The organism is Streptomyces shaanxiensis (genome assembly GCF_039537145.1).
Lineage (GTDB): Bacteria > Actinomycetota > Actinomycetes > Streptomycetales > Streptomycetaceae > Streptomyces > Streptomyces shaanxiensis.
The window spans coordinates 39,793-57,667 of sequence record NZ_BAAAZY010000024.1; the positions used below are offsets into that span (position 1 = coordinate 39,793).

General features: G+C 68.7%; 13 protein-coding genes and 3 pseudogenes. 7 read left to right on the forward strand and 9 right to left on the reverse strand.

The features are described 5' to 3' along the window. The first annotated feature begins 97 nt into the window (after nt 1-97). A complete protein-coding gene (locus ABD932_RS34555) occupies nt 98-1,114 on the forward strand; it encodes a hypothetical protein (RefSeq protein WP_345019031.1) in 1,017 nt (338 codons plus the stop codon). Nucleotides 1,115-1,242: 128 nt separating this feature from the next. Then, the gene (locus tag ABD932_RS34560; RefSeq protein ID WP_345019032.1) at nt 1,243-1,638 is read left to right on the forward strand and encodes a hypothetical protein; all 396 of its coding nucleotides are present in this window, start codon (nt 1,243-1,245) and stop codon (nt 1,636-1,638) included. Between the two features lie 106 nt (nt 1,639-1,744). Here ABD932_RS34560 and ABD932_RS34565 read toward each other — a convergent pair whose 3' ends face one another. Further along, nucleotides 1,745-2,251, reverse strand: a complete 507-nt coding sequence (locus ABD932_RS34565; RefSeq protein ID WP_345019034.1) for a DUF6082 family protein — start codon at nt 2,249-2,251, stop codon at nt 1,745-1,747. A gap of 233 nt (nt 2,252-2,484) precedes the next feature. Here ABD932_RS34565 and ABD932_RS34570 point away from each other — a divergent pair. Then, a pseudogene (locus tag ABD932_RS34570) lies at nt 2,485-2,631 on the forward strand (2-keto-myo-inositol dehydratase); the annotation flags it as partial. Between the two features lie 51 nt (nt 2,632-2,682). Here the strand turns inward: ABD932_RS34570 and ABD932_RS34575 are convergent. The 3 genes from ABD932_RS34575 to ABD932_RS34585 all read right to left on the reverse strand — a co-directional run bounded on the left by ABD932_RS34575 (nt 2,683) and on the right by ABD932_RS34585 (nt 9,380). Beyond that, the gene (locus tag ABD932_RS34575; RefSeq protein WP_345019036.1) at nt 2,683-4,494 is read right to left on the reverse strand and encodes an ABC transporter permease subunit; all 1,812 of its coding nucleotides are present in this window, start codon (nt 4,492-4,494) and stop codon (nt 2,683-2,685) included. Further along, a complete protein-coding gene (locus ABD932_RS34580; protein WP_345019038.1) occupies nt 4,495-6,012 on the reverse strand; it encodes an ABC transporter substrate-binding protein in 1,518 nt (505 codons plus the stop codon). Nucleotides 6,013-6,509: 497 nt separating this feature from the next. Then, nucleotides 6,510-9,380 (reverse strand): tetratricopeptide repeat protein, encoded by a 2,871-nt coding sequence (locus tag ABD932_RS34585; RefSeq protein WP_345019040.1) that lies wholly within the window; start codon nt 9,378-9,380, stop codon nt 6,510-6,512. A gap of 118 nt (nt 9,381-9,498) precedes the next feature. Between ABD932_RS34585 and ABD932_RS34590 the strand changes: the two are divergent. Continuing rightward, nucleotides 9,499-9,773, forward strand: a pseudogene (locus ABD932_RS34590) (IS200/IS605 family accessory protein TnpB-related protein); the annotation flags it as partial. Nucleotides 9,774-9,851: 78 nt separating this feature from the next. Here the strand turns inward: ABD932_RS34590 and ku are convergent. The 3 genes from ku to ABD932_RS34605 all read right to left on the reverse strand — a co-directional run bounded on the left by ku (nt 9,852) and on the right by ABD932_RS34605 (nt 11,945). Further along, entirely contained in the window at nt 9,852-10,916 is a 1,065-nt protein-coding gene (gene ku, locus ABD932_RS34595) for a non-homologous end joining protein Ku (protein ID WP_345019796.1), read from the reverse strand. 310 nt (nt 10,917-11,226) lie between these two features. Next, on the reverse strand, nt 11,227-11,439 hold the full coding sequence (locus ABD932_RS34600; RefSeq protein ID WP_250089829.1) for a hypothetical protein: 213 nt from the start codon (nt 11,437-11,439) through the stop codon (nt 11,227-11,229). Nucleotides 11,440-11,546: 107 nt separating this feature from the next. After that, complete coding sequence (locus ABD932_RS34605; protein WP_345019044.1) at nt 11,547-11,945, reverse strand: transposase; 399 nt, start codon at nt 11,943-11,945, stop codon at nt 11,547-11,549. 556 nt (nt 11,946-12,501) lie between these two features. On the opposite strand from ABD932_RS34605, the gene ABD932_RS34610 reads away from it, so the two are divergent. Together ABD932_RS34610 and ABD932_RS34615 are read left to right on the forward strand one after the other, a co-directional pair. Beyond that, nucleotides 12,502-12,975, forward strand: coding sequence for a GNAT family N-acetyltransferase (locus ABD932_RS34610; protein ID WP_345019046.1), 474 nt, complete (start codon nt 12,502-12,504; stop codon nt 12,973-12,975). A 423-nt stretch (nt 12,976-13,398) separates the two neighbouring features. Next, nucleotides 13,399-13,821 (forward strand): CBS domain-containing protein, encoded by a 423-nt coding sequence (locus ABD932_RS34615; RefSeq protein ID WP_345019048.1) that lies wholly within the window; start codon nt 13,399-13,401, stop codon nt 13,819-13,821. A 653-nt stretch (nt 13,822-14,474) separates the two neighbouring features. Here ABD932_RS34615 and ABD932_RS34625 read toward each other — a convergent pair. Together ABD932_RS34625 and ABD932_RS34630 are read right to left on the reverse strand one after the other, a co-directional pair. Further along, nucleotides 14,475-14,720: a DUF5133 domain-containing protein gene (locus ABD932_RS34625; RefSeq protein ID WP_345019798.1), complete on the reverse strand. Its 246-nt coding sequence runs from the start codon at nt 14,718-14,720 to the stop codon at nt 14,475-14,477. Nucleotides 14,721-15,423: 703 nt separating this feature from the next. After that, a pseudogene (locus ABD932_RS34630) lies at nt 15,424-16,206 on the reverse strand (IS701 family transposase); the annotation flags it as partial. Between the two features lie 611 nt (nt 16,207-16,817). On the opposite strand from ABD932_RS34630, the gene ABD932_RS34635 reads away from it, so the two are divergent. Continuing rightward, nucleotides 16,818-17,786, forward strand: a complete 969-nt coding sequence (locus tag ABD932_RS34635; RefSeq protein ID WP_345019052.1) for a serine hydrolase — start codon at nt 16,818-16,820, stop codon at nt 17,784-17,786. Nucleotides 17,787-17,875 lie beyond the last annotated feature (89 nt).

Consider the following 17,875-nt stretch of genomic DNA (forward strand, 5'->3'; position numbering starts at 1 on the left):
AGCCGTCGAGGCGATGACAAGTCGCGGAACGCGCCCCATCGAACCTTTCCCTGGGACACAACTTCCTTGGAAATGCCGGTGCCTGACCTGCCACGAGGTGAGCGCTCCGCGCTACAACGACGTCGTCAATAAGGGCACCGGAGTCTGCAACAAGACCTGCCGGTCACTCAAGATCGCTGGAAAGCTGACCCGCGACGGGGCGCAGGCTTGTGCCGTCATGCTCACGTGGGGCTGGGAACCCCTTGAGGACTACCCCGGGGCAGGCAAGCCGTGGCCGGCCCGATGCATCCACTGCGGAGCCATCAAGCCGAAGAAGCTGTCGCATGTCCAGAACGGCCGAGGCGGCTGCACAAACTGCGCCGGACGCGATGTCACCGGGGAATCCGCGCGAGAACTGATGATTGGGGCCGACCTAGAACCCCTCATCGGCTATCCGGGGTCACTACAGCCTTGGCTCTGTCGCTGCTCGCGCTGCGGTCATATCGGAACTCCCACCTACGCGAAGGTTCGCGCTCGCGGTCACCAATGCTGGTCATGCCGCTCGGAGAAGATCGCTGACGCGCTGCGGCTCGAGGACGAGGTGGCCATTGCCAGCATGCTGGAGAAGGCACTCGAACCGCTCGTACCCTACCCAGGCAGCACGGAACGTCCCTGGAAAGCACGCTGTGCGGCCTGCGAGACGGTCCTGGACCCGGGACCGACACTGCACAACATCCGTGGTCAGCAGGGAGGCTGTCCGACCTGCGCAGCACGTGGGATCAACCCGGCTCGGCCGGGCTATCTCTACCTTGTAGTCCACAACGGCTACCAGGCTTTGAAGTGGGGCATCGCCAATATCGAACAACGCATCACCCAACACCTCTCCCAGGGCTGGCAGTTGGTCGCCCGCTGGAACTTCGATCTCACCGGTGACGCATGGGCGTTCGAACGCCAGGTCAAGACGTGGGTCCGGGCCCAGGGGATCCCTCGGGCACTGACCGCCGACCAGATGAAGTACGGCGGCCATACAGAGACCGCCTCTCTTGCCGATATCAACCCTGAACTGGTCTGCCAGTACGTCGAATCCCTGATGGGCGGCACCTCACCGCAGTCGCCTCCTGGTGCACGGCCCTGAGGCTGCGAGACACCTGTCGATCGGTTGGCGTCGCCGCCACAGTGAGGCCGAAAGGCCCCACCGCGACGGCCGGATGGCCTCTGCGCCCGCAGGTTCGGATCGAGGCACCCTCCCGGAGGGATGCACACATGCTGAAGCAGGGCAGTAGGGCGCTGTTGTGGCGGTGGCGGCGCAATGCACTCAAGCGCCGTTCCGATGTCGTCGAAGCCTGGCTCGGCGTGGCAGCGGTGGCAATGTTGTTGCTCTCAGCGCCGACGGTGAGCGTGGTGGCAGCGGGGAGCAAGGCCGGTGCATCCACCACCGTGTGTCTCGACGACGTCGGCCTTGTGCAGCCTGCGCCGCCCACGCCGGCTCAGGCCAACTCGCAGGGTGTTGCGTTCGGTGCAGCCGCCGCCGCGGGCACCGGCGTGCTGGTTGTGGGCGGCTGGTGGGCCGCCCGAGCACGGCTGGATAGGCGCCGCAGAGCGCAGTGGGAGCTTGCCTGGGCCGAGCCCGACGCGCACCAGGGCCACCGGCACGCATAGACCATCAGACTGCTCGAACATGCCAGACACCCAGCAGACCCATCCGCCGCGCCCTGGCGGCTGTGACCTCGTTCAGCGGGTCCTGGCGCGCATCTCATGAACCAGATCACGCTTCTGCGTGCCGGTGACAGAGCGGTTGTGCGAATGAGGACTGCACTGCCAGCTCGTCGGCGACGCACCCACAACATGCCTCGGCTGAATCCCGGGCGAGGCTGGCCCGGTGAGGACGCGTCGCCTCCCAGTGCTCCCGGAAACTCGGGTTCCGAAAGAAGATTCGTAGGTTCCCGTACAACTCCTCCAGAGTCATGCCTCCGACACGCCACTCCAGCAGATATGTCCTGTACACGGCCTCGACGAAGAGGAACAGCTGGCGCTTTGCGGCGGGGATCGCGGATCCATACACATCCAGCGCGGCAGCAAGATCTGGGTTGTTGATCGCCTCGCCAAGTAGACCAAGACGCATGTCGTGCACCGATACCAGGCTGGTTACGTGGTCGTCCTGATGCCGCCACCACTCTTTGGCCAGATGTCTGACCGCACCGCGAGAGGCTCGTCCTCGGCGGGCTTCGGCAAGCCCCTCTGAGAAACCGGTCAGGAACCGGCTCGCGCTCATGCCGAACCGTCGGCCGCGAGTCTTCCCACCCCATATTTGTCCCGCCTCGCACGCTCAACAGCCGACGCAATTCGTCTATGTCCGCGCCGGTGGGGTTACGCCGCATACCAACGTCCACGATCATGGAGGCAACCCCGCCTCCAACTGAGCTCCCGTTCGTCTCCCCGCAGGACCGTCATGGCAGCGGCGCCAACCTCACTCCGCACCACCGCGGGCAATCTCTGCCTGGGCCCGACCCGGCCGCCCTCGCCGAGGAGCTCGCGGTACGCGGCCTCAAGGTCTCCGGCGGCACCGCGTTCGGCGCCCTGCACCGCCCCGAGGCCTGGGACGAGATGCTCGCCCACGTCCGCCAAGTCGCGGAGCTGACCGCCGCTGGCGGGCCATCACCGGTGTGCTGGCCGAGGCCCTGATCTACAGCGGGCCCGGAGTGATCACCCTGCGGTCGAACGTCGTGCAACCGACCCGGGCCTGGTTCGCCCGGCACCGAGGCTGGAGCCGATCCGACCCGAGGCAGTGCCGGACACGGCGACAACGGAAAGCAGGACGAGCGCGCACGCAGGGCCGAGTACCGTCCAGGGCGCCAGTTCCACGTAGGGCTGGTTCTCCGACAGCAGCCGCCCCCACTCCGGCGTGGGCGGCTGCTCGCCCAGACCGAGGAAGCCGAGGGAGGCCAGCACCAGGACCGTGGTGGGCAGCCGCAGCAGGGCGTTGCGCAGGACGGTGGGCAGAACCGCCGGCAGGTAGTGGTGGCGCAGCAGATACCCCGGCCCGGCGCCGAACGAGACCGACGCGAGCATGTGCCCACTGGCCCGTTCCTCTTCGATCAGCGCCGCGGCCTGGGCGGCGTACGGCGTCCAGCCGACCAGGCACACCGCGAGCGCGGCACCCCACACGGACGGCCCGGTCACCGCTGTGGTCAACAGTCCGGCGAGAACGGCCGGGAGCGTGGACGCGACCTCCACCAGTCCCGCGCTCACCCGTGCCGCGCTGCCGAGCAGCAGCCCGACCAGCATGCTGACCGCCGTCACCGCAAGGGCCACGCCCGCAGTGCGCAGTGCGCCGTGACCGAGCCGGGCCAGCAGATCACGGCCGAGCGAGTCCGTGCCCAGCGGGTGCGCGGCCGAGGGCGGGAGCAGCCGGGCCGACGTTTCCACGTGGAGGGGATCGCGCAGCAGTCCGGCGATGACCAGGACGAGCAGGGCGACGGCGCAGGCTCCGGCGGTCCAGCGCGTGGAGCGCCCTCGAAGGAGGGCCGGCGCGTGCAGGGCGGGCAGAGCTCCGGCCCGCAGAGCCGGGCCGAGCAGGGTGCGACGCAGGGCCTGGATGAGGAGGCCGGCGGCGATGCCCAGCAGGATGAGGGCCAGTGTCGCGGTCTGCAGGGGCGGGAGGTCCTGGGCGATGGCGGCGTCCAGGGCCAGGCGGCCGAGCCCGGGAATGTTGAAGATCTTCTCCACCGCGACGGCACCGCCGACCAAGCCCACGACGGTCGGCAGGAGTTGCGGGAGCACACCGGCCAGCGTGCGACGCAGCGCATGGCGGGCGATGTGGCCGGGCGCGAACCCGAAGGCGTGCCAGGTCCGGGCCCACGGCTCGTTGAAGGCGGCGGGCAGCGACTGGTCGAGCAGACCGCCGATCATCGCCCCGGACGGCACACCGAGGGCGAGCGCGGGCAGCACCATCGACGCCGGCCCCTCCCAGCCGCTGGACGGGAACCAGCCCAGCCACACCCCGCACACCGTGGCGAGGAGCGAGGCGAGCAGGAACTTGGGCAGCGCGGCGAGGACGGCCGCCGCGATGCCCGCCCGCGCCCGCCGCAGCCGTCGCCGGGAGCCGAGGTACAGAGTGCGGGTGCAGACCAGCGCGGCGACCGCGACCGTGACCAGGAGCGCCCCGAGCATCAGCGTCACCGACACCGCGAAGGCGGTCGTCAGCTGGGGCAGGACAGGTTCGCCCGACACCCAGGACGTGCCCGCGTCACCGTGCAACAGCCCGCCCAGCCAGTGCGCGAGATGCGTGAACGGCCCCTCGTCCAGGCCCAGTTGCTCCCGTACTGTTGCCAGCTGCGCGGGGGTCGGGTCCTGGTCGGCGGAGCGGGCACGCAGGACGGTCAGCGCGGGGTCGGTGCCGGACAGCCAGGGCAGCAGGGCCACGGCCGTCAGCAGAGCGGCCCCCGCGGTGAGGCGGCCAATGCCCGTGCCCCATGGGAAGCGACGGGCATCGGCGCCGGCCGATGTCACGCTCATCTACTTCAGACGCGTGTCGACGTCGATCAGCGACCGCTCGCGGGGGTCGAGGAGCACGTCCTCGACATCGGTGCTGATGCCCTGCACGACCCTCTCGTGGACCAGCGGCACGACGGCGTCCGTGCGCAGGATCTCGGCCTCGGCCCGCATGGTCTTCTGCTGCCGCTGCGTGGTGTCGCCTTCCTCGGCGGCGGCCTTGATGGCCTGGTCGACTTTGGCGTCCTTCAGACCCGCGATGTTGTAGACGCCGTCGCTGGTGAAGTCGCTCGCGAGGTAGGCGACCGCGTCGCCGGTGTCGAGGAGCGTCACCCGGGAAAAGACGAGCGCGTCGTACTTGCCCGCGAGGAGGTCGGCCTCCATCTGCGTGTACTCGCGTACGTCCTGCTTCACGGTGAACCCGGCCTTCTCCAGCTGCTGCTGCAGCACGGTCGCGGCCTCGGGCAGTTCGGCGCGGTTGGTGTAGGTGGCCAGCCGCAGGGTCTTGCCCTTGGCCCTCACCTGCGCGGTGGTCGCGGCCTTCGCGCGGCCGGTCACCATGACGCGCTTGTCGGCCGCCCAGGAGACCGCCGGCCCGAACAGGCCCTGCGCGGGGTCGGCGTACCCGCCGAAGACCGAGTCGACGAGGGCGGAACCGTCCACGGCCTCGCGGGCGGCCGCCCGGAGCGGGGCGTCGGTGAAGATGCCGCTTCGGGTGTTGAGGATCAGGCTGTCGGTCCGCACGGACGGGACTTCGTGGCGGGTGTCCTTCTCCAGCAGCTTCGCCTGGGCGGTGGGAATCCACTCGGCGATGTCGACGTCGCCGCTGCGCAGGGCGTTGGCGCGGGCGGTGCCGTCGGCGATCCACGTGACGTCTATGCCGGACGCCTTGGCCTTGCCACCCCAGTAGCCGTCGTAGCGGTCGAGCGTGGCCTTGGACTTCCCGGTGAGCTTGGTGATCTCGAAGGGACCGGTGCCGGTGCCGACCGGGCTGACGGTGCCGTCCTTGCCGTACGCCTTGGGGGCGAGGATGCCCAGCGCGGGGCTGGCGAGCCGCAGCGGGAGTACGGGATCGGCGGTCTTGGTCGTGATGGTGACGGTATCGGCGTCGTCGGCCTTCGCGGTGAGGGTCACGTCGCTCAGGACACGGGGCTTGGTCTCGGCGGCGCCCGCCTGGTCGAGCGCGTTGACCACGGACTCGGCGGTGACCTCGGTGCCGTCCTGGAAGGTGGCCTTGCGCAGCTCGAAGGTCCAGGCGGTGTCGTTCTTCTGCTTCCAGGACTTCGCCAGCGCGGGCGCGGCGGCGCCGTCCTTGTCCAGCGCGGTGAGGCCTTCGGCCACGGAGAGTTTGCTCAGCACGGTGGCGTCGTTGCTGTACGGCGACAGCGCCTGCACGGGCGGTACGGCGAGGGCCACCCGCAGCCGACCGCCCGAACCGCCCTTGTCGCCCGTACCCGAGCCTTCTTCCCCTGACACGAAACAGCCGGCCAGCAACGGAGTGAGAGCAAGCGCCGTGACGAGACGGCGGGGGGTCGTACGCATGGAGGTCCTGTCGCGCGGAAAAGGGGGATCTGGCCCCCTTGCACGCCAGGCGGATCGAGAGGGCCACGTCAGCATATAAGGCGAGCCTTACTTGATCTACATCGGTAGGTGAATTCTCAACCAATGGAACTCGTGAAGGGCCGTTCGGCATACCTGCGGCCGTCAGGCCCGGGCTTGGCGGGCTCCCGCGACCGCCTCGGGCCGGAGCAGGTCGGCGCCCGCACGGGGCCGGTGCGCCGGAGCGCGCTGGGCCGTGGCCCGGGCCGTGAGACCAGGACGGCTCCCTTTGGGAGGGAGGCGAGCCTGATCACCTCACACCGCACGCGGATGGCGTGGCCAACTATCACCGAGCACAGTGGCCATCAGGGTTTCGGCCAACTACGGCTGGAGGTCACAGTTCTACTGCTGAAACGGGGTAGGCCCCGCCGGCACGGAAGCGCCCCACTGATCGCTGGCGTCACCCGACGCTGATCCGGCCTGGTGGCGGCTACGGCACCTCAGCCACGTTCGCCCGAGTCCAGCTGCGGCAACTGATCGAACACCTCGTCCGCGAGGGCGGTGAGCTGGTTGCTCTCGAGTGGGCCGGTATCGGGGTGGTCTCGCATGACGGCTCTGACGTAGCGAAGAATCCTGATGCTGTCCCGCATGAGCGGCAGGCTGCTCCTGCGCAGGAGCGGCAGTGCGAACTGGCGGATGCTGTGCCATCGACTGGCCTGGTGAATCCAGACCGGTGCGTTGTGAACCGCATCCCGTATGACCTCGTCGTCGCGCCGGTAGTGCCGCCGCAGGACGTCGAACAGGCGGTCGGCCAATTCCCGTGCGTAGGGCGCGTGCCTGCTCCATTCGTGCGCGGCACGGCTGAGAGCTTCGTGGGCCTCGGTGGGGCGCTGCAGCCACAGCAGTGTCAAGGCGAGGCCAAGTTGTGCCCACTCATAGTCGGGTTCCAGGAGAACCGCACGTTCCAGATCGGGCAGGGCCTGCGCCGGCTTGCCGGCTGCCCAGTACAGCCAGCCGCGGGCGGCGCTCGGCCATGAGTCGTTGGGCGCCATGGCAACGGCCCGATTGAGATCATCGAGGGCTGCGTCGGCGTGGCCCAATCGCCCAGTGGCCCAGCCCCGCCATGTGAGGGCCCAGACGTTTTCCGGCTCGGCGTCCAGCGCACGGTTGAGAGCGGCTACGCCGTCGGTGAGTCTCCCCAGCCGACACAGCACAAAGCCATGATTGGCGTGCACATAGGCTGTGTTGTCCTCAAGTTCGAGCGCACGCTCAATGGCGTCCAGAGCCTCCACGGCACGGTCGGCGTGGTACAGGCATGCGGCTCGTTCCACCATGGCCCACGCCGATTCGGGATGCTGCTCGACAGCGTGGTCGAAGTCCGCCAGGGCCTGGGCAAGGTGTCCCTTGCGACGCAGAAGTCGTCCTCGGTGCACGCGCGCTCCGAGATGTTCGTCGGCAGTCTCGACCGCATGGTTGAAGTCCTGGAGCGCAGCTTCGTCTCTGCCCAGTGTTTCGAACGTCAGCCCTCGGAAAACGAGTGCCTGGACATGGTCTGGTTCGGCGGCAAGAACCTGGTGGAAGTCGTCCAGGGCGTCGTGGTGCCGTCGCATCAGTCGGTAGACGTAGCCGCGTCGTGTCAGAGTGTCCGCGTTGTCCGGCTGGAGCTGCAGCATGCGATCGACGTCCGCCAGACACGACTCCAGTCGGTTGGCGAGTTGGTGCAGCCAGGCTCGTTCGGCGAGCGCTGCGATCCGATGACTCTGGTCCAGGCGACTGTCGCCCAGCAGCATGGAGAGGAAGTCGGTGCAGTCCCTCGCGTCGTCGCCCACGGTGGCGGCAAGTGCTCCGCCGAGCCTTGCCAGTCGAGCGGCGGCGGAGTTCTCGCCCGCTTGGGCGATCGCGTCGGCCAGTCGCCGTGCCATGACCGTACCGACTTCGGCTGCCCGCACCGCCGCGCACAACGCACTGGCCAGGGCGCCTTCCGGATACGCGCACAGGAGATGGTAGGTCTCCTCCACCGCGCAGTCCTGCCAGTTCGGATCCCACCAGCCGTCCCGCTCGTCCATCCGCAGGCCCTCGCGCCAGCTGCGCCATGCGCCTGCCAGGTCATGATGCCGCTGTCGCCAGCGCTGGGGTGAGCGGCTGCGTTCCAGCCGTAGCATCGCGGCGCGCACCACGTCGTGGAATCGGACCTGCCCGGCATCGTCTTGGACGAAAGGCAACGTGCGCAGCCATGGGTACAGCTCGTGGCTGACAGGGTCACCGAGCAGGACATCCATCACATCCTGGTTGACCACACGGGGCAACGCGCAGGCCAGGGCCGCCGCATGGCGCTCCGGCGGCTCCCACTTCAAGAACCGGTCGACGGCGTCGCCCGCGTGATCAGTCACCGCGGTGATGTCGGTCGGCCGACTCTCGGCCAGCATGGCCACCAGTACGGGGAGGCACCCGGTCATCCCGAGGATCGCCTCCACGACGGGCTCTGTCGTCATGCCCTTGGCGGCCAGCAGCAGGCGTGCTTCTTCGTCCGTGAACGGCTGCAACGGCAGATAGGCGATGGCATCCAGGTAGGGCGCCCAGGTTCCGGGATGCAAGCGGCGCTGTCCCGCGACGGTCAGCACCAGGTTCGCCGGCAAATCCCCGTAACGGCCGTTCACCAGGTCGAGCAGCCACTTGCCGAGGAACACCTCGGTGCGCTCGTAAGTGTCAAAGAACAAGGCCAGCCAGGGGGAATCCCCGGCGAGCCGGCGCAGGAGATCCACGAACGGTCCGCTGAGAGCCGCCGCGGGAGAGAGCGGCAAACTGTCGGCGGTCCGGGCCCGCTCCGCCAACGCCGCTCCCACCCGACTCGCGGCCTGGCTCACCTCCTCCGCGGTCACGGCGCTGGCCAGCGGCCCGACGACGGGTAAGCTTTGCGCCACCGCCAGTCCGACCCCAGCCGCAACCCGTCCCGTTGCTGAGGGGCCTTCCGCAGCAAGGTCCGGTACGTTCTGGGCTTCCCGCAGTTGTTGACGGTGTGCCGCGAGTGCCTTGTCGAAAGCCTTCGATGTGCCCTTCGGCGCCAACTGGCCGACCAGCGACTCCAGAGTGTCAGCCAAGCTGTCTGACGTCTCGTCCGCTCGCGCGGTCAGCGCTCCCGCCTCTTCCCTCGCCACGCGCTGGAACTGCTCCATCAGCAGCGTCTTCCCAACGCCTGCGTCACCGTAAATGCAGAACAGGAAACGTCGTTGCTCCTCAGCAGCCGCGAAGTTCCCACGGAAACCGCCGAGTTCACTCTGCCGACCCACAAAGCCGGCCTGCCGTCGGCGCCGGATCAGCTCTTGCATGCTCGGGGTCTGAGCCACCGCGCCACCCCCCTTGGTGCTGGACACTTCCCTTACTGTGACAGCGGCCGGGACGGTGCGCACCGAAAAGCGCAAGCCGGCGAACCGGCGGGGTTCCGCCGGCCGACGGACGGGGGCGCAACATCCTCGGTGGGGTGTCGGCCCCATCGTGGCCGTCGATCCGGCGTACACCTCGAAGAGGGGCGCCGAGCACTGGCAGAATCCCCTCGCCAGCAAGAACCGTAAGACCACTCGCCACGACAGCGCATCGGACACCGCCCAGGCCACACCCGGCACCCGAGGACGTAAGGGACCCCGCCCCCGCATTCCCGGACCACGCACACGATGCATGCCGCCGGACGCGAAGCGAACGCGGGCGATCAGGACATCACAACCGTTCGGGACGTCCGCAGTGCACAGGTTTGGGTCCAACACCCACTCCCCTGCTCACCGCTCAGGAACGGTGAAGCCGGTGCATCAGCCGGCCATGGCGGCAACCGGGGCATGGTGCGGCGGCGGTCAGGCCGCGGCCTTCTTGCGGCTTCCGGCCCGGGCGAGTGCGTCGACCAGCTCTTCTCGGCTCATCTTGGAGCGGCCCGCGATGTTCTGATCGGTGGCCCTCTGGTACAGCTCCGTCTTGCTCAACTGTTGAAGCTCGTTCTTGCCGCCCTGGCCACGCTTCGACGAAGTGCGCGATTTCGACGGTGCCTTCTCGGCGGTGGCTTTCCCCTTCGCTCCCGGTCTGCGCACCGCCTTGCGAGCGGTCTTCTTCTGCCGAGGCGCCGTCGGCTTCTTGGCTCTGGTGCCCTGAGCTTGGTCAAGGCTGCCTTGCAAGGCGGTCATCAGATCGACGACGTTGGTGGCCTGCGGTGCTTCCTCCGCCGCCGCGGTCTCCTGGCCCTCGGCCTTCGCCCGTACGAGCTCCCGGACTTTTTCCTGGTAGGTGTCGTGATACCGGCCCGGATCCCACGGCATGTCCAGGGCGTTGATCAGCTGGATCGCCATGTCCAGCTCCTTGCCTTTGCCTGCCCGGCGCGAGGGCAGTTCGGGCAGTTCCTGGGCGGGATCGCGGACCTCGTCCGCCCAGTGGAGGGTCTGGAGCACCAGGACCTGGTCCTCGGCACGCAGCGCGGTCAGATACTGCTTGCCGCGCATCACGAACGTGGCGATGCCTACCTTGCCGGATTCCTCCAGCGCCGCACACAACAGCTGGTAGACCTTGGTGTACTCCTTACTGCGGGGCGCGATGTAGTACGTGCGCTCGAAATAGACCGGCTCGATGTCGGCCAGGTCGACGAAGTCGCTGATGTCGATGGTCCGGGAGCGGCCCGGCGCGATTTCGTCGAGTTCGTCCGGCTCGACGATGACGTACTCGCCCTCGGTCACTTCGAAGCCCTTGACGATGTCCTCGGCCTTCACTTCCTTGCCGGTGCGTTCATTGACCCGCCGGTTGCGGATTCGGTCTGCGGTGCCGCGCTGCAGCTGGTGGAAGTGGACGGTGTGATCCTCGATCGCGGTGTACAGGCCGACCGGCACGCTGACCATCCCGAAGGTGATCACGCCGGTCCAGATCGCGCGTGCCATGACCGTCCACTCCCATCCGTGCGCAATTTCGCGCCCGGCACAGATGCCCCTGCTGACTACGCTGGCATTCCTGCACGCCCGGCGCGCGCTGGGAACAGGGCGGCCGTGCGGCCCCCCGGCTTTCCGTCCCGCCGCAGGCCACGTGGTGACGCGGCGGCATTCGCGACGGTTATCGCGCCCATCCGAGTGCCGCGACCGTCGCATTCCCCGCCGGCAGGGAATCCGCGCGGTCACCCCCCGATTGGCTGACCAGATCGGGCCCCTTCTGCAGCGCGGCAGTCACGGCGGCGGTGGGCGAACTGGTCCTTTGTCAGGGTTTCCAGACCTCTGGCCCGCCCTCATGCCATTCGATCAGACCCGACTCGGCGACATCCAACTCGTCCCATCCGGTCAGGCCGGCGTTCTGCAGGAACACGGTGAGCTCGTGAAGGCTGTACGCGGTGCCGACCGTCTCGTCCCCGACACGCACCTTGCGGCCACCGCTCTCGGCCGGCGGGTAGACGATCACGCGGGGCTCGGACATGGCACCAGCCTCACCCCTGGCCCGCGGTCCCGCATCCCCAGCGCATGGGCAGGCCGGCGTAGGACGTGGCCCAGAGCAGTCGGCCGACCCTATTGGCCCGGCCTGGCTCAAGGTGCCCGGCGGGCGAGTACCAGTTCGGTGCCCAACTTGAAGCGGGTCGCCCGCCGGGCAGATCGGTCGGAGACCAGTCCGGCAATGCCCTGGTGGGTCTCGGCATAGGTTTCGCCCGGGCCGGTGGACGGCTGCAGGGGCCGCCACTGCTTGGAATCGGCGTTGGTGTGCTCCACACAGATCCGCGGGGAGGACTGCCGGCGCCGTCGCTCACGCCGGGCACGGCGCTCGCCCGGCGGCGCGTCGTTCCTGGGCTTCTTCGGCGGGGCGCAGACTTGCGCAGGGAACTCGTCGGCCAGGCCCCGGTAGCCCTCGTCGACCTCCGCCTTGACCATCGAGTGCCAGCGAAACTGTTCAGCGATGCCCTCGGTACGAACGGCCGTCTGGTCGTGCATCCGGCCAGGCCGGACCACACCGCTGAACACGGTGCGGCCCTGCGCGTCGCGCGCCGACGGCGGACCTGTACTTCGGTCCCGTCGATCTGCAGGTCGACGCCTTCTGCCTCGGCGTAGGCGAATACGTCCTCCAGTGTGCGCAGCCGCAGCCGCAGCCCGGGCCGGTCAGGCACGGCGCAGCCGCGGGCCGCCAGCAGCGGGCGGACCGCTCGGACCGCCGCGGAGACGGTGGAGCGGTCCACGCCGGACAACTGCGCCAGAGCGGCGTGCGGAGCCCCAGCCGCAGGTGCACCAGCGCAACCAGAAGCCGGTCGACGAAAACCAGGCCTTGCTTGGGCCCGGCGCCAACAGCCCGCCTGCGGTCCCCGCCCCACCGCTCACGCAAGGCCGACTCACGGGCGCCCTGCCACTTGGGGCGAGTTCTTCGAGCAACTCGCCGAAATCTGCGCGGAGACCCCGGACAGGACAGGGTGGGAACAAGCCGCACGGACCCAGGATCACGTCACAACTGCCCAACCCGTGCGGCCCTTCGCCTGTGACGGCGAGGGCGCCTGCCATGATCGTCACTATGGGGATACACATCGCACCGGCCGGGGTGACAGACTTCCACCAGATCCTGACTGATCACCCCCGTTACTGGGGCGAACGCGACCTTCGGTCGCTGCACCTTCTGGCAGTGGTCCAGGAGTTCGGTTCCACCTGCTTGGTTGCCCGAGCCGAGGACGGCATCCGTGGGTACATTTTCGGGTTCGTCACCCCAGACGGCACCGGGTACGTGCACCTGATCGCCACGCGGGACGACGCCCGTGGGATCGGTCTCGGCCGTCGTCTGTATACGGCGTTCGCTGACGCAGCGGAAGGTCACGGTGCACGGCAGTTGAAGGCGATCACGTCCATCGAGAACACCGGCTCGATCGCCTTCCATCGCAGCCTCGGCTTCGACACGAAGATCGTTGACGACTACAACGGCCCCGGTCTTGCCATGGCCGTCTTCCACCGAGATCTGCCGCTCAACATCTCACGGACCTGACCAACCAGCCGTCACTGGTAATCGCTCTCCATGCAGTAACCGCCGTGGTCCCCGTGCCGGAGCATGCGCAGGACGGCCCGCTCGGCGAGTCCCCCGGTCGTGGGAATGCCTTCTGCGCCCCCGTCGCCGCGGTGCGGCACTGCCTCGGCAATCGTCACCCCCTTTTTCCGAAGAGCTCGATCACTCGCGGGCTGATGTAGGAGACACGGCAGACCTGGGGTGTTGCCGAGGTAGCCGGCCACCTCACGTGCCACACGGGCGATGGCAGACGGCGGGCGGTCTCACTGCGCGCGGCGGGAAGTACCCGAAACGCGGTACGCCAGCCATCAAGGCTTCCCGGACGGTACCCGACGGTCGCCTGCGGGTACTCGGTGGCCGCACGGCGGTGAACGGGAAGCCCCGCTCCCACGGAGGGATGTTGCCATGACTCAACATGTCCGCGACGTCATGACGACCGACCCGGTGACCGTCGAACCGCAGACCTCGGTGACGGCGGTGGCCCGGATGATGCGAGACGAGAACATCGGTGCTGTTCTGGTCACCGAGGGCGATCAGCTACGCGGGCTGGTCAGCGACCGTGACCTGGTGGTTCGCGCGGTGGCCGAGGGTGGCGACCCGGGCCGGACGACCGTGGCCAACGCATGCAGCGAGGACCTGGTCACGGTCGGGCCCGACGACGACCTGGCCCTCGCGGTGCACGTGATGCGTGAGCATTCCGTGCGGCGTGTACCGGTCGTCGACGAAGGACATCACGCGGTGGGCATCGTCGCCATCGGTGACCTGGCCATCGAGCGCGATCCCGAATCGGCTCTCGGCGACATCAGCGCCGCCGAACCCAACCGCTGAACGACCAACGCGCCCCGCGGCGAGCGCCAGATCGCACCGGGCGGCGCGACGACAACAATCGACTGGTGGTGTGGTTCGCAGCGGTGGCGGTCCGCACCCGGGCGCGGCATATCGAGGAGAACGTCGTCGCCGCTACGTCGCCCTGACCGAGACCGACCTGGCGATTGACGAGGCGCTGCCTCACGGCGGACCCGCGCGCGGTTCCGCCGAGCCAGTCGATTGGTTGGCTGCCGCCGGACTGGGAACGCATGGCCCGCAAGCACGGCGCAGCCCGATCAGGCACGGCCCGCCGTGAACAACTCCGGCCAAGGCGTTACCGGGCGAGTCGATACCGCGCCAGCGGAAAGCTGGAGGACAAGGTCGCACTGATCACCAGCGGTGACTCCGGCATCGGACGCGCGGTCGCGCTGCAGTACGCGAGGGAAGACGCCGATGTTGCCATCGTCCAGATTCCCGACGGCGAGAGGGTGATACCAAGGCTGCCTATTGCTGGGCGGGCAGTCCGTCTCTGGTGGACGATCTGTATCGGATGGCAATCCCCCCCGCGCCGCCCAGCTCAGCCCACGACGCGACGTCGCCCTCGACACGCGCTGGTAGGCGCGATCGGTCGGCGGAGGCCGCGCAGCCCGTGGCGGCGGCAGAGGGTCCAGTTGCTACATGATCAGGGTCTCGTGCTCATGCGTGCCATGCTCACGGTGAGCGCGGTACCGCTCCAACAGCGCATCCGCCGCTAGCAGGGCCTCATCGGAGGTACGGGTCCCGGTCATCACACAGAGCTTGTACGTGACGTCTTCAAGAGCGCAGCCGGTGCGAGCTGTGGGGAGCGCCTCGTGTTCGATGCTCGCCTGAGTGAACTTGGCCAGCACGGCACGCAGCTCCTTCTCCGCCGGAACGATCATGACGATGTCCCCTCTCACGCATCGCAGCGCACGACGGCAGACGCCACCGTCGGGAGCAAACTGCACGCTGGGCTTCTCACGCCACCTCTCGTCACCGAGCAGCGGCGAGCGGAACTCCAAGTGCCCAGGGCAATTGAGACTATTCCTGCCTCACCGGCTCCGCGGCGGTCACGCGGTACATCCGCACGGGTGTACCGGTGTCGATCGGCGCACAGCGCACGCCGTGCGAGCGGCCCGCGTTGGACACCAAGCACCGCGTCAAGGCTCCGATGAGTCGAGGTCCGGTCCTGCCGTTACTGGGCGGCGGAGACGCCGAGCAGGAGATGGACATCGAGCGCGCGCATCGCCCACGAACTCATCGCCGTAGTCCGCGGGACACCCCCGTCCGACGTCCCCGAAGCGCCGGGCCCCGCCTGTCTCTCACTGCCCCCGGCAGCCTCGGGACTGTCCGTGCCGGTCCTGGGCAACGGCTCAGACATAGGAGTCGGCGAAGGCCCTGCATGGCGGCCGCCCGACTGCGAGCCCTCGTATTCGCCACGGACTTCACCCGCCTCCCGGCCAGCCGCCGCTGGCCGCTGTTCGCCGTCCAGGCGGCCATAGCCGGAGCGAAAGCGGACTTTCCCCTGCCGCTGACCGGAGCAGCAAGCCCGCTGGGCACCCTCGACCTCTACCGCGAGAACGCGGGATCCCTCAACGGCGAACTCGGCCCTTTCGCGCCGGCCCCGCAGCAGTGGCGTTCCCAGGCATCCTCGGGTGCCTGGGTGATGGCGAAGTCGATGCGGCCGATGGCGTGCAGGTGCTGGGACTTCGGCACGGCCAGGACGTAGCCGACGCCGGCCTCCTCCAGCATGCGGCGCAGCCGCCACTCCTGGCCGTAGGCCGAGTCTGCGGTCACCCAGGCGATCGGCAGCGGCGAGGCCAGGGCCCGCATGATGACACTCTTCGCGAGATCGCCCTTGGTGGCGAACGCACGCTCGTCGGGAATCTTCGCCTCTGCGCAGCGGTCCGGATCGGAGGTCCAGGACTTCGGCAGATACAGCTCCCGGTCCACCAGCGCGCGGCCCCTGGAGGAGGCGTAGGCGGCGAACACGCCGATCTGGCAGTTCTCCGTGCGGCCCGCCGTGCCGGAGTACTGCCGCTGCACCCCGGCTGAGACGGTGCCCTTCTTGATGGACCCGGTGTCGTCGATGATCAGCACCCCGGCCGTGTCCCCGAGCTTCTCAGCGACGTATTCCTGCAGGTCATCGCGGACCTCGTCGGGGTTCCAACAAGCCCGGCTCAGCAGATGCTGCAACCCTGCGGGGGTGTGGTGACCGGCATGCTCGGCCAGCTGCCAGCTGTTCTTCCGGCCCACTGGTCCGAGCAGGCCGTGCACATAGGCCCGCATCCGCCGCCGAAGATCCACCCGCCCGAAGCGGTGACCGATCCGTACCAGCAGCTCTTCCAGTTCCGCCGACCAGACATCGGGCCGCTCATCATCTTGCACGACAAACCCAACGGCCCACCGCACGCGAAGTCACGAACTCCCGCCACCTGACGGCACATCAGCCAAGCACACTCACAAACACGCCCCTGACCAGCAGGAATAGCGAACTGCGACTGGAGTACTAACCCGGGTGTTTCGAGACCGGCCTCGGGACTGGTGAGGTCGCATGTTCAGGGAAACGCCGATCCAGCCCAGGGTGAGGGGCAGGGCGAACGCGCGGACATCCCTGCCCGCGCTGCGGAGTCCAGCCGGGGCTCGCCGTGCTGCTCGCACAGCGGTGCGGTCATCGGTGCCCATCACACCGGACGGTTCGCAAGGTGCCCCGTCTCGCGAAGCTGCTGCGGGTGCAGCCCCCGGCTGACCACGCACCCGGGCAGTCGTGGCGACCCGGCGCCCCGCCCACAGTCGGTGGCAGCGGCTTAAAAGTCGTCCCGGCCTACAAAGTACGGGATCCCGATCGCTCGCGCCCGGGCTGCCTCACCTTGGACTGTCCCCTGTCCCGGGAACGACACGCCCGCCTCGATGTCAATCCTCGCCACCGCATCCACTTTGTCATAATTTTCCGGGTATTCACCGTGCCCTCTCGCAGGAATGCCGAGGCCTGCCCCACCATGTCCGACGGACAGCCCAACCGGACGCACACGACGCGCGGCCTGCGCGCACACCTGCTGAGGGTCTGCGCCGCTTGCGCTGCCACCGCGATCGTGGCGTCGCTCGCCGCCTGCTCCGCCGCCGGCACGCCCCACAAGACGCAAGCCCCGCCACGGACGGGTGCGCCGGCCCCCGGCCCACCGGCGCCACCGCGCGAGAAACGGGGCGCGACTCTCGCGCGGGCACTCAAGCCGCTCCTGCCGGGCGGCGACACTCGGCTGGCGGTGGCGGTGCTCGACCTCGACAGCGCCGACCAGGAGATCGCGTCGTACGGGGAGGACTCGAAGTTCGCCACGGCGAGCATCGTCAAGGTGAACATCCTCGCGGCGCTGCTGCTCCAGGCGGAGGACGAGGACCGCGAGCTGACAGCCGCGGAGCGTCGGCACGCCGAGGAGATGATCCGGTCGAGCGACAACGCCGCGGCGCACGTCCTGTGGCGGGCGATCGGCGAGGCGGAGGGCCTTGACGCGGCCAACGAGCGGCTGGGACTCTCCTCGGCACAGGGCGGCCCCGACAACCGCTGGGGCCTCACCCAGACCACAGCGACGGACCAGGTCAGGCTGTTGCGCGCTGTCTTCGCCCGAGGGCCGGTGGCCTCCGCCTCGTCGCCCGACGGGCTGAGCTCGGCGTCCCGTGCCTACATCCGGGAACTGATGGGCCAGATCGTGGAGGAACAGGACTGGGGAGTGTCCGCGGCCGGCTCCCGAGATTCCCGATGGGCCCTCAAGAACGGCTGGCTGCAGCGGAACACAACCGGCCTGTGGGTCATCAACAGTGTCGGTCAGGTCACGGTGCACGGACATCGGTATCTGGTATCGGTCCTCAGCGGCGGCAACGCTTCGATGAGAAGCGGGATCACCCTGGTCGAGCGGGCCGCAAGAGCGGCGATCGGCGCGGCCAGCGCACACGTCCGCCCCTGGCCGCAGTGAGCGGTCCCTCGGGCCCGGTGCGGCGCCGAATCTGAGGAACAGCCGCGTCAGATCGCGTGCCGGCCCTCCGACATGGCTGATCGGCGCTT

Excerpts from the sequence above, each read along its gene's own strand:
- ABD932_RS34625 (WP_345019798.1), bottom strand. The coding sequence starts at position 14,720 with ATGATCGTTCCGGCGGAGAAGGAGCTGCGTGCCGTGCTGGCCAAGTTC.
- ABD932_RS34610 (WP_345019046.1), top strand. The coding sequence starts at position 12,502 with ATGATCGTCACTATGGGGATACACATCGCACCGGCCGGGGTGACAGAC.
- ABD932_RS34565 (WP_345019034.1), bottom strand. The coding sequence starts at position 2,251 with ATGAGCGCGAGCCGGTTCCTGACCGGTTTCTCAGAGGGGCTTGCCGAA.
- ABD932_RS34600 (WP_250089829.1), bottom strand. The coding sequence starts at position 11,439 with ATGTCCGAGCCCCGCGTGATCGTCTACCCGCCGGCCGAGAGCGGTGGC.
- ABD932_RS34575 (WP_345019036.1), bottom strand. The coding sequence starts at position 4,494 with ATGAGCGTGACATCGGCCGGCGCCGATGCCCGTCGCTTCCCATGGGGC.
- ABD932_RS34605 (WP_345019044.1), bottom strand. The coding sequence starts at position 11,945 with ATGCACGACCAGACGGCCGTTCGTACCGAGGGCATCGCTGAACAGTTT.
- ABD932_RS34560 (WP_345019032.1), top strand. The coding sequence starts at position 1,243 with ATGCTGAAGCAGGGCAGTAGGGCGCTGTTGTGGCGGTGGCGGCGCAAT.
- ABD932_RS34615 (WP_345019048.1), top strand. The coding sequence starts at position 13,399 with ATGACTCAACATGTCCGCGACGTCATGACGACCGACCCGGTGACCGTC.
- ABD932_RS34635 (WP_345019052.1), top strand. The coding sequence starts at position 16,818 with ATGTCCGACGGACAGCCCAACCGGACGCACACGACGCGCGGCCTGCGC.
- ABD932_RS34580 (WP_345019038.1), bottom strand. The coding sequence starts at position 6,012 with ATGCGTACGACCCCCCGCCGTCTCGTCACGGCGCTTGCTCTCACTCCG.
- ku (WP_345019796.1), bottom strand. The coding sequence starts at position 10,916 with ATGGCACGCGCGATCTGGACCGGCGTGATCACCTTCGGGATGGTCAGC.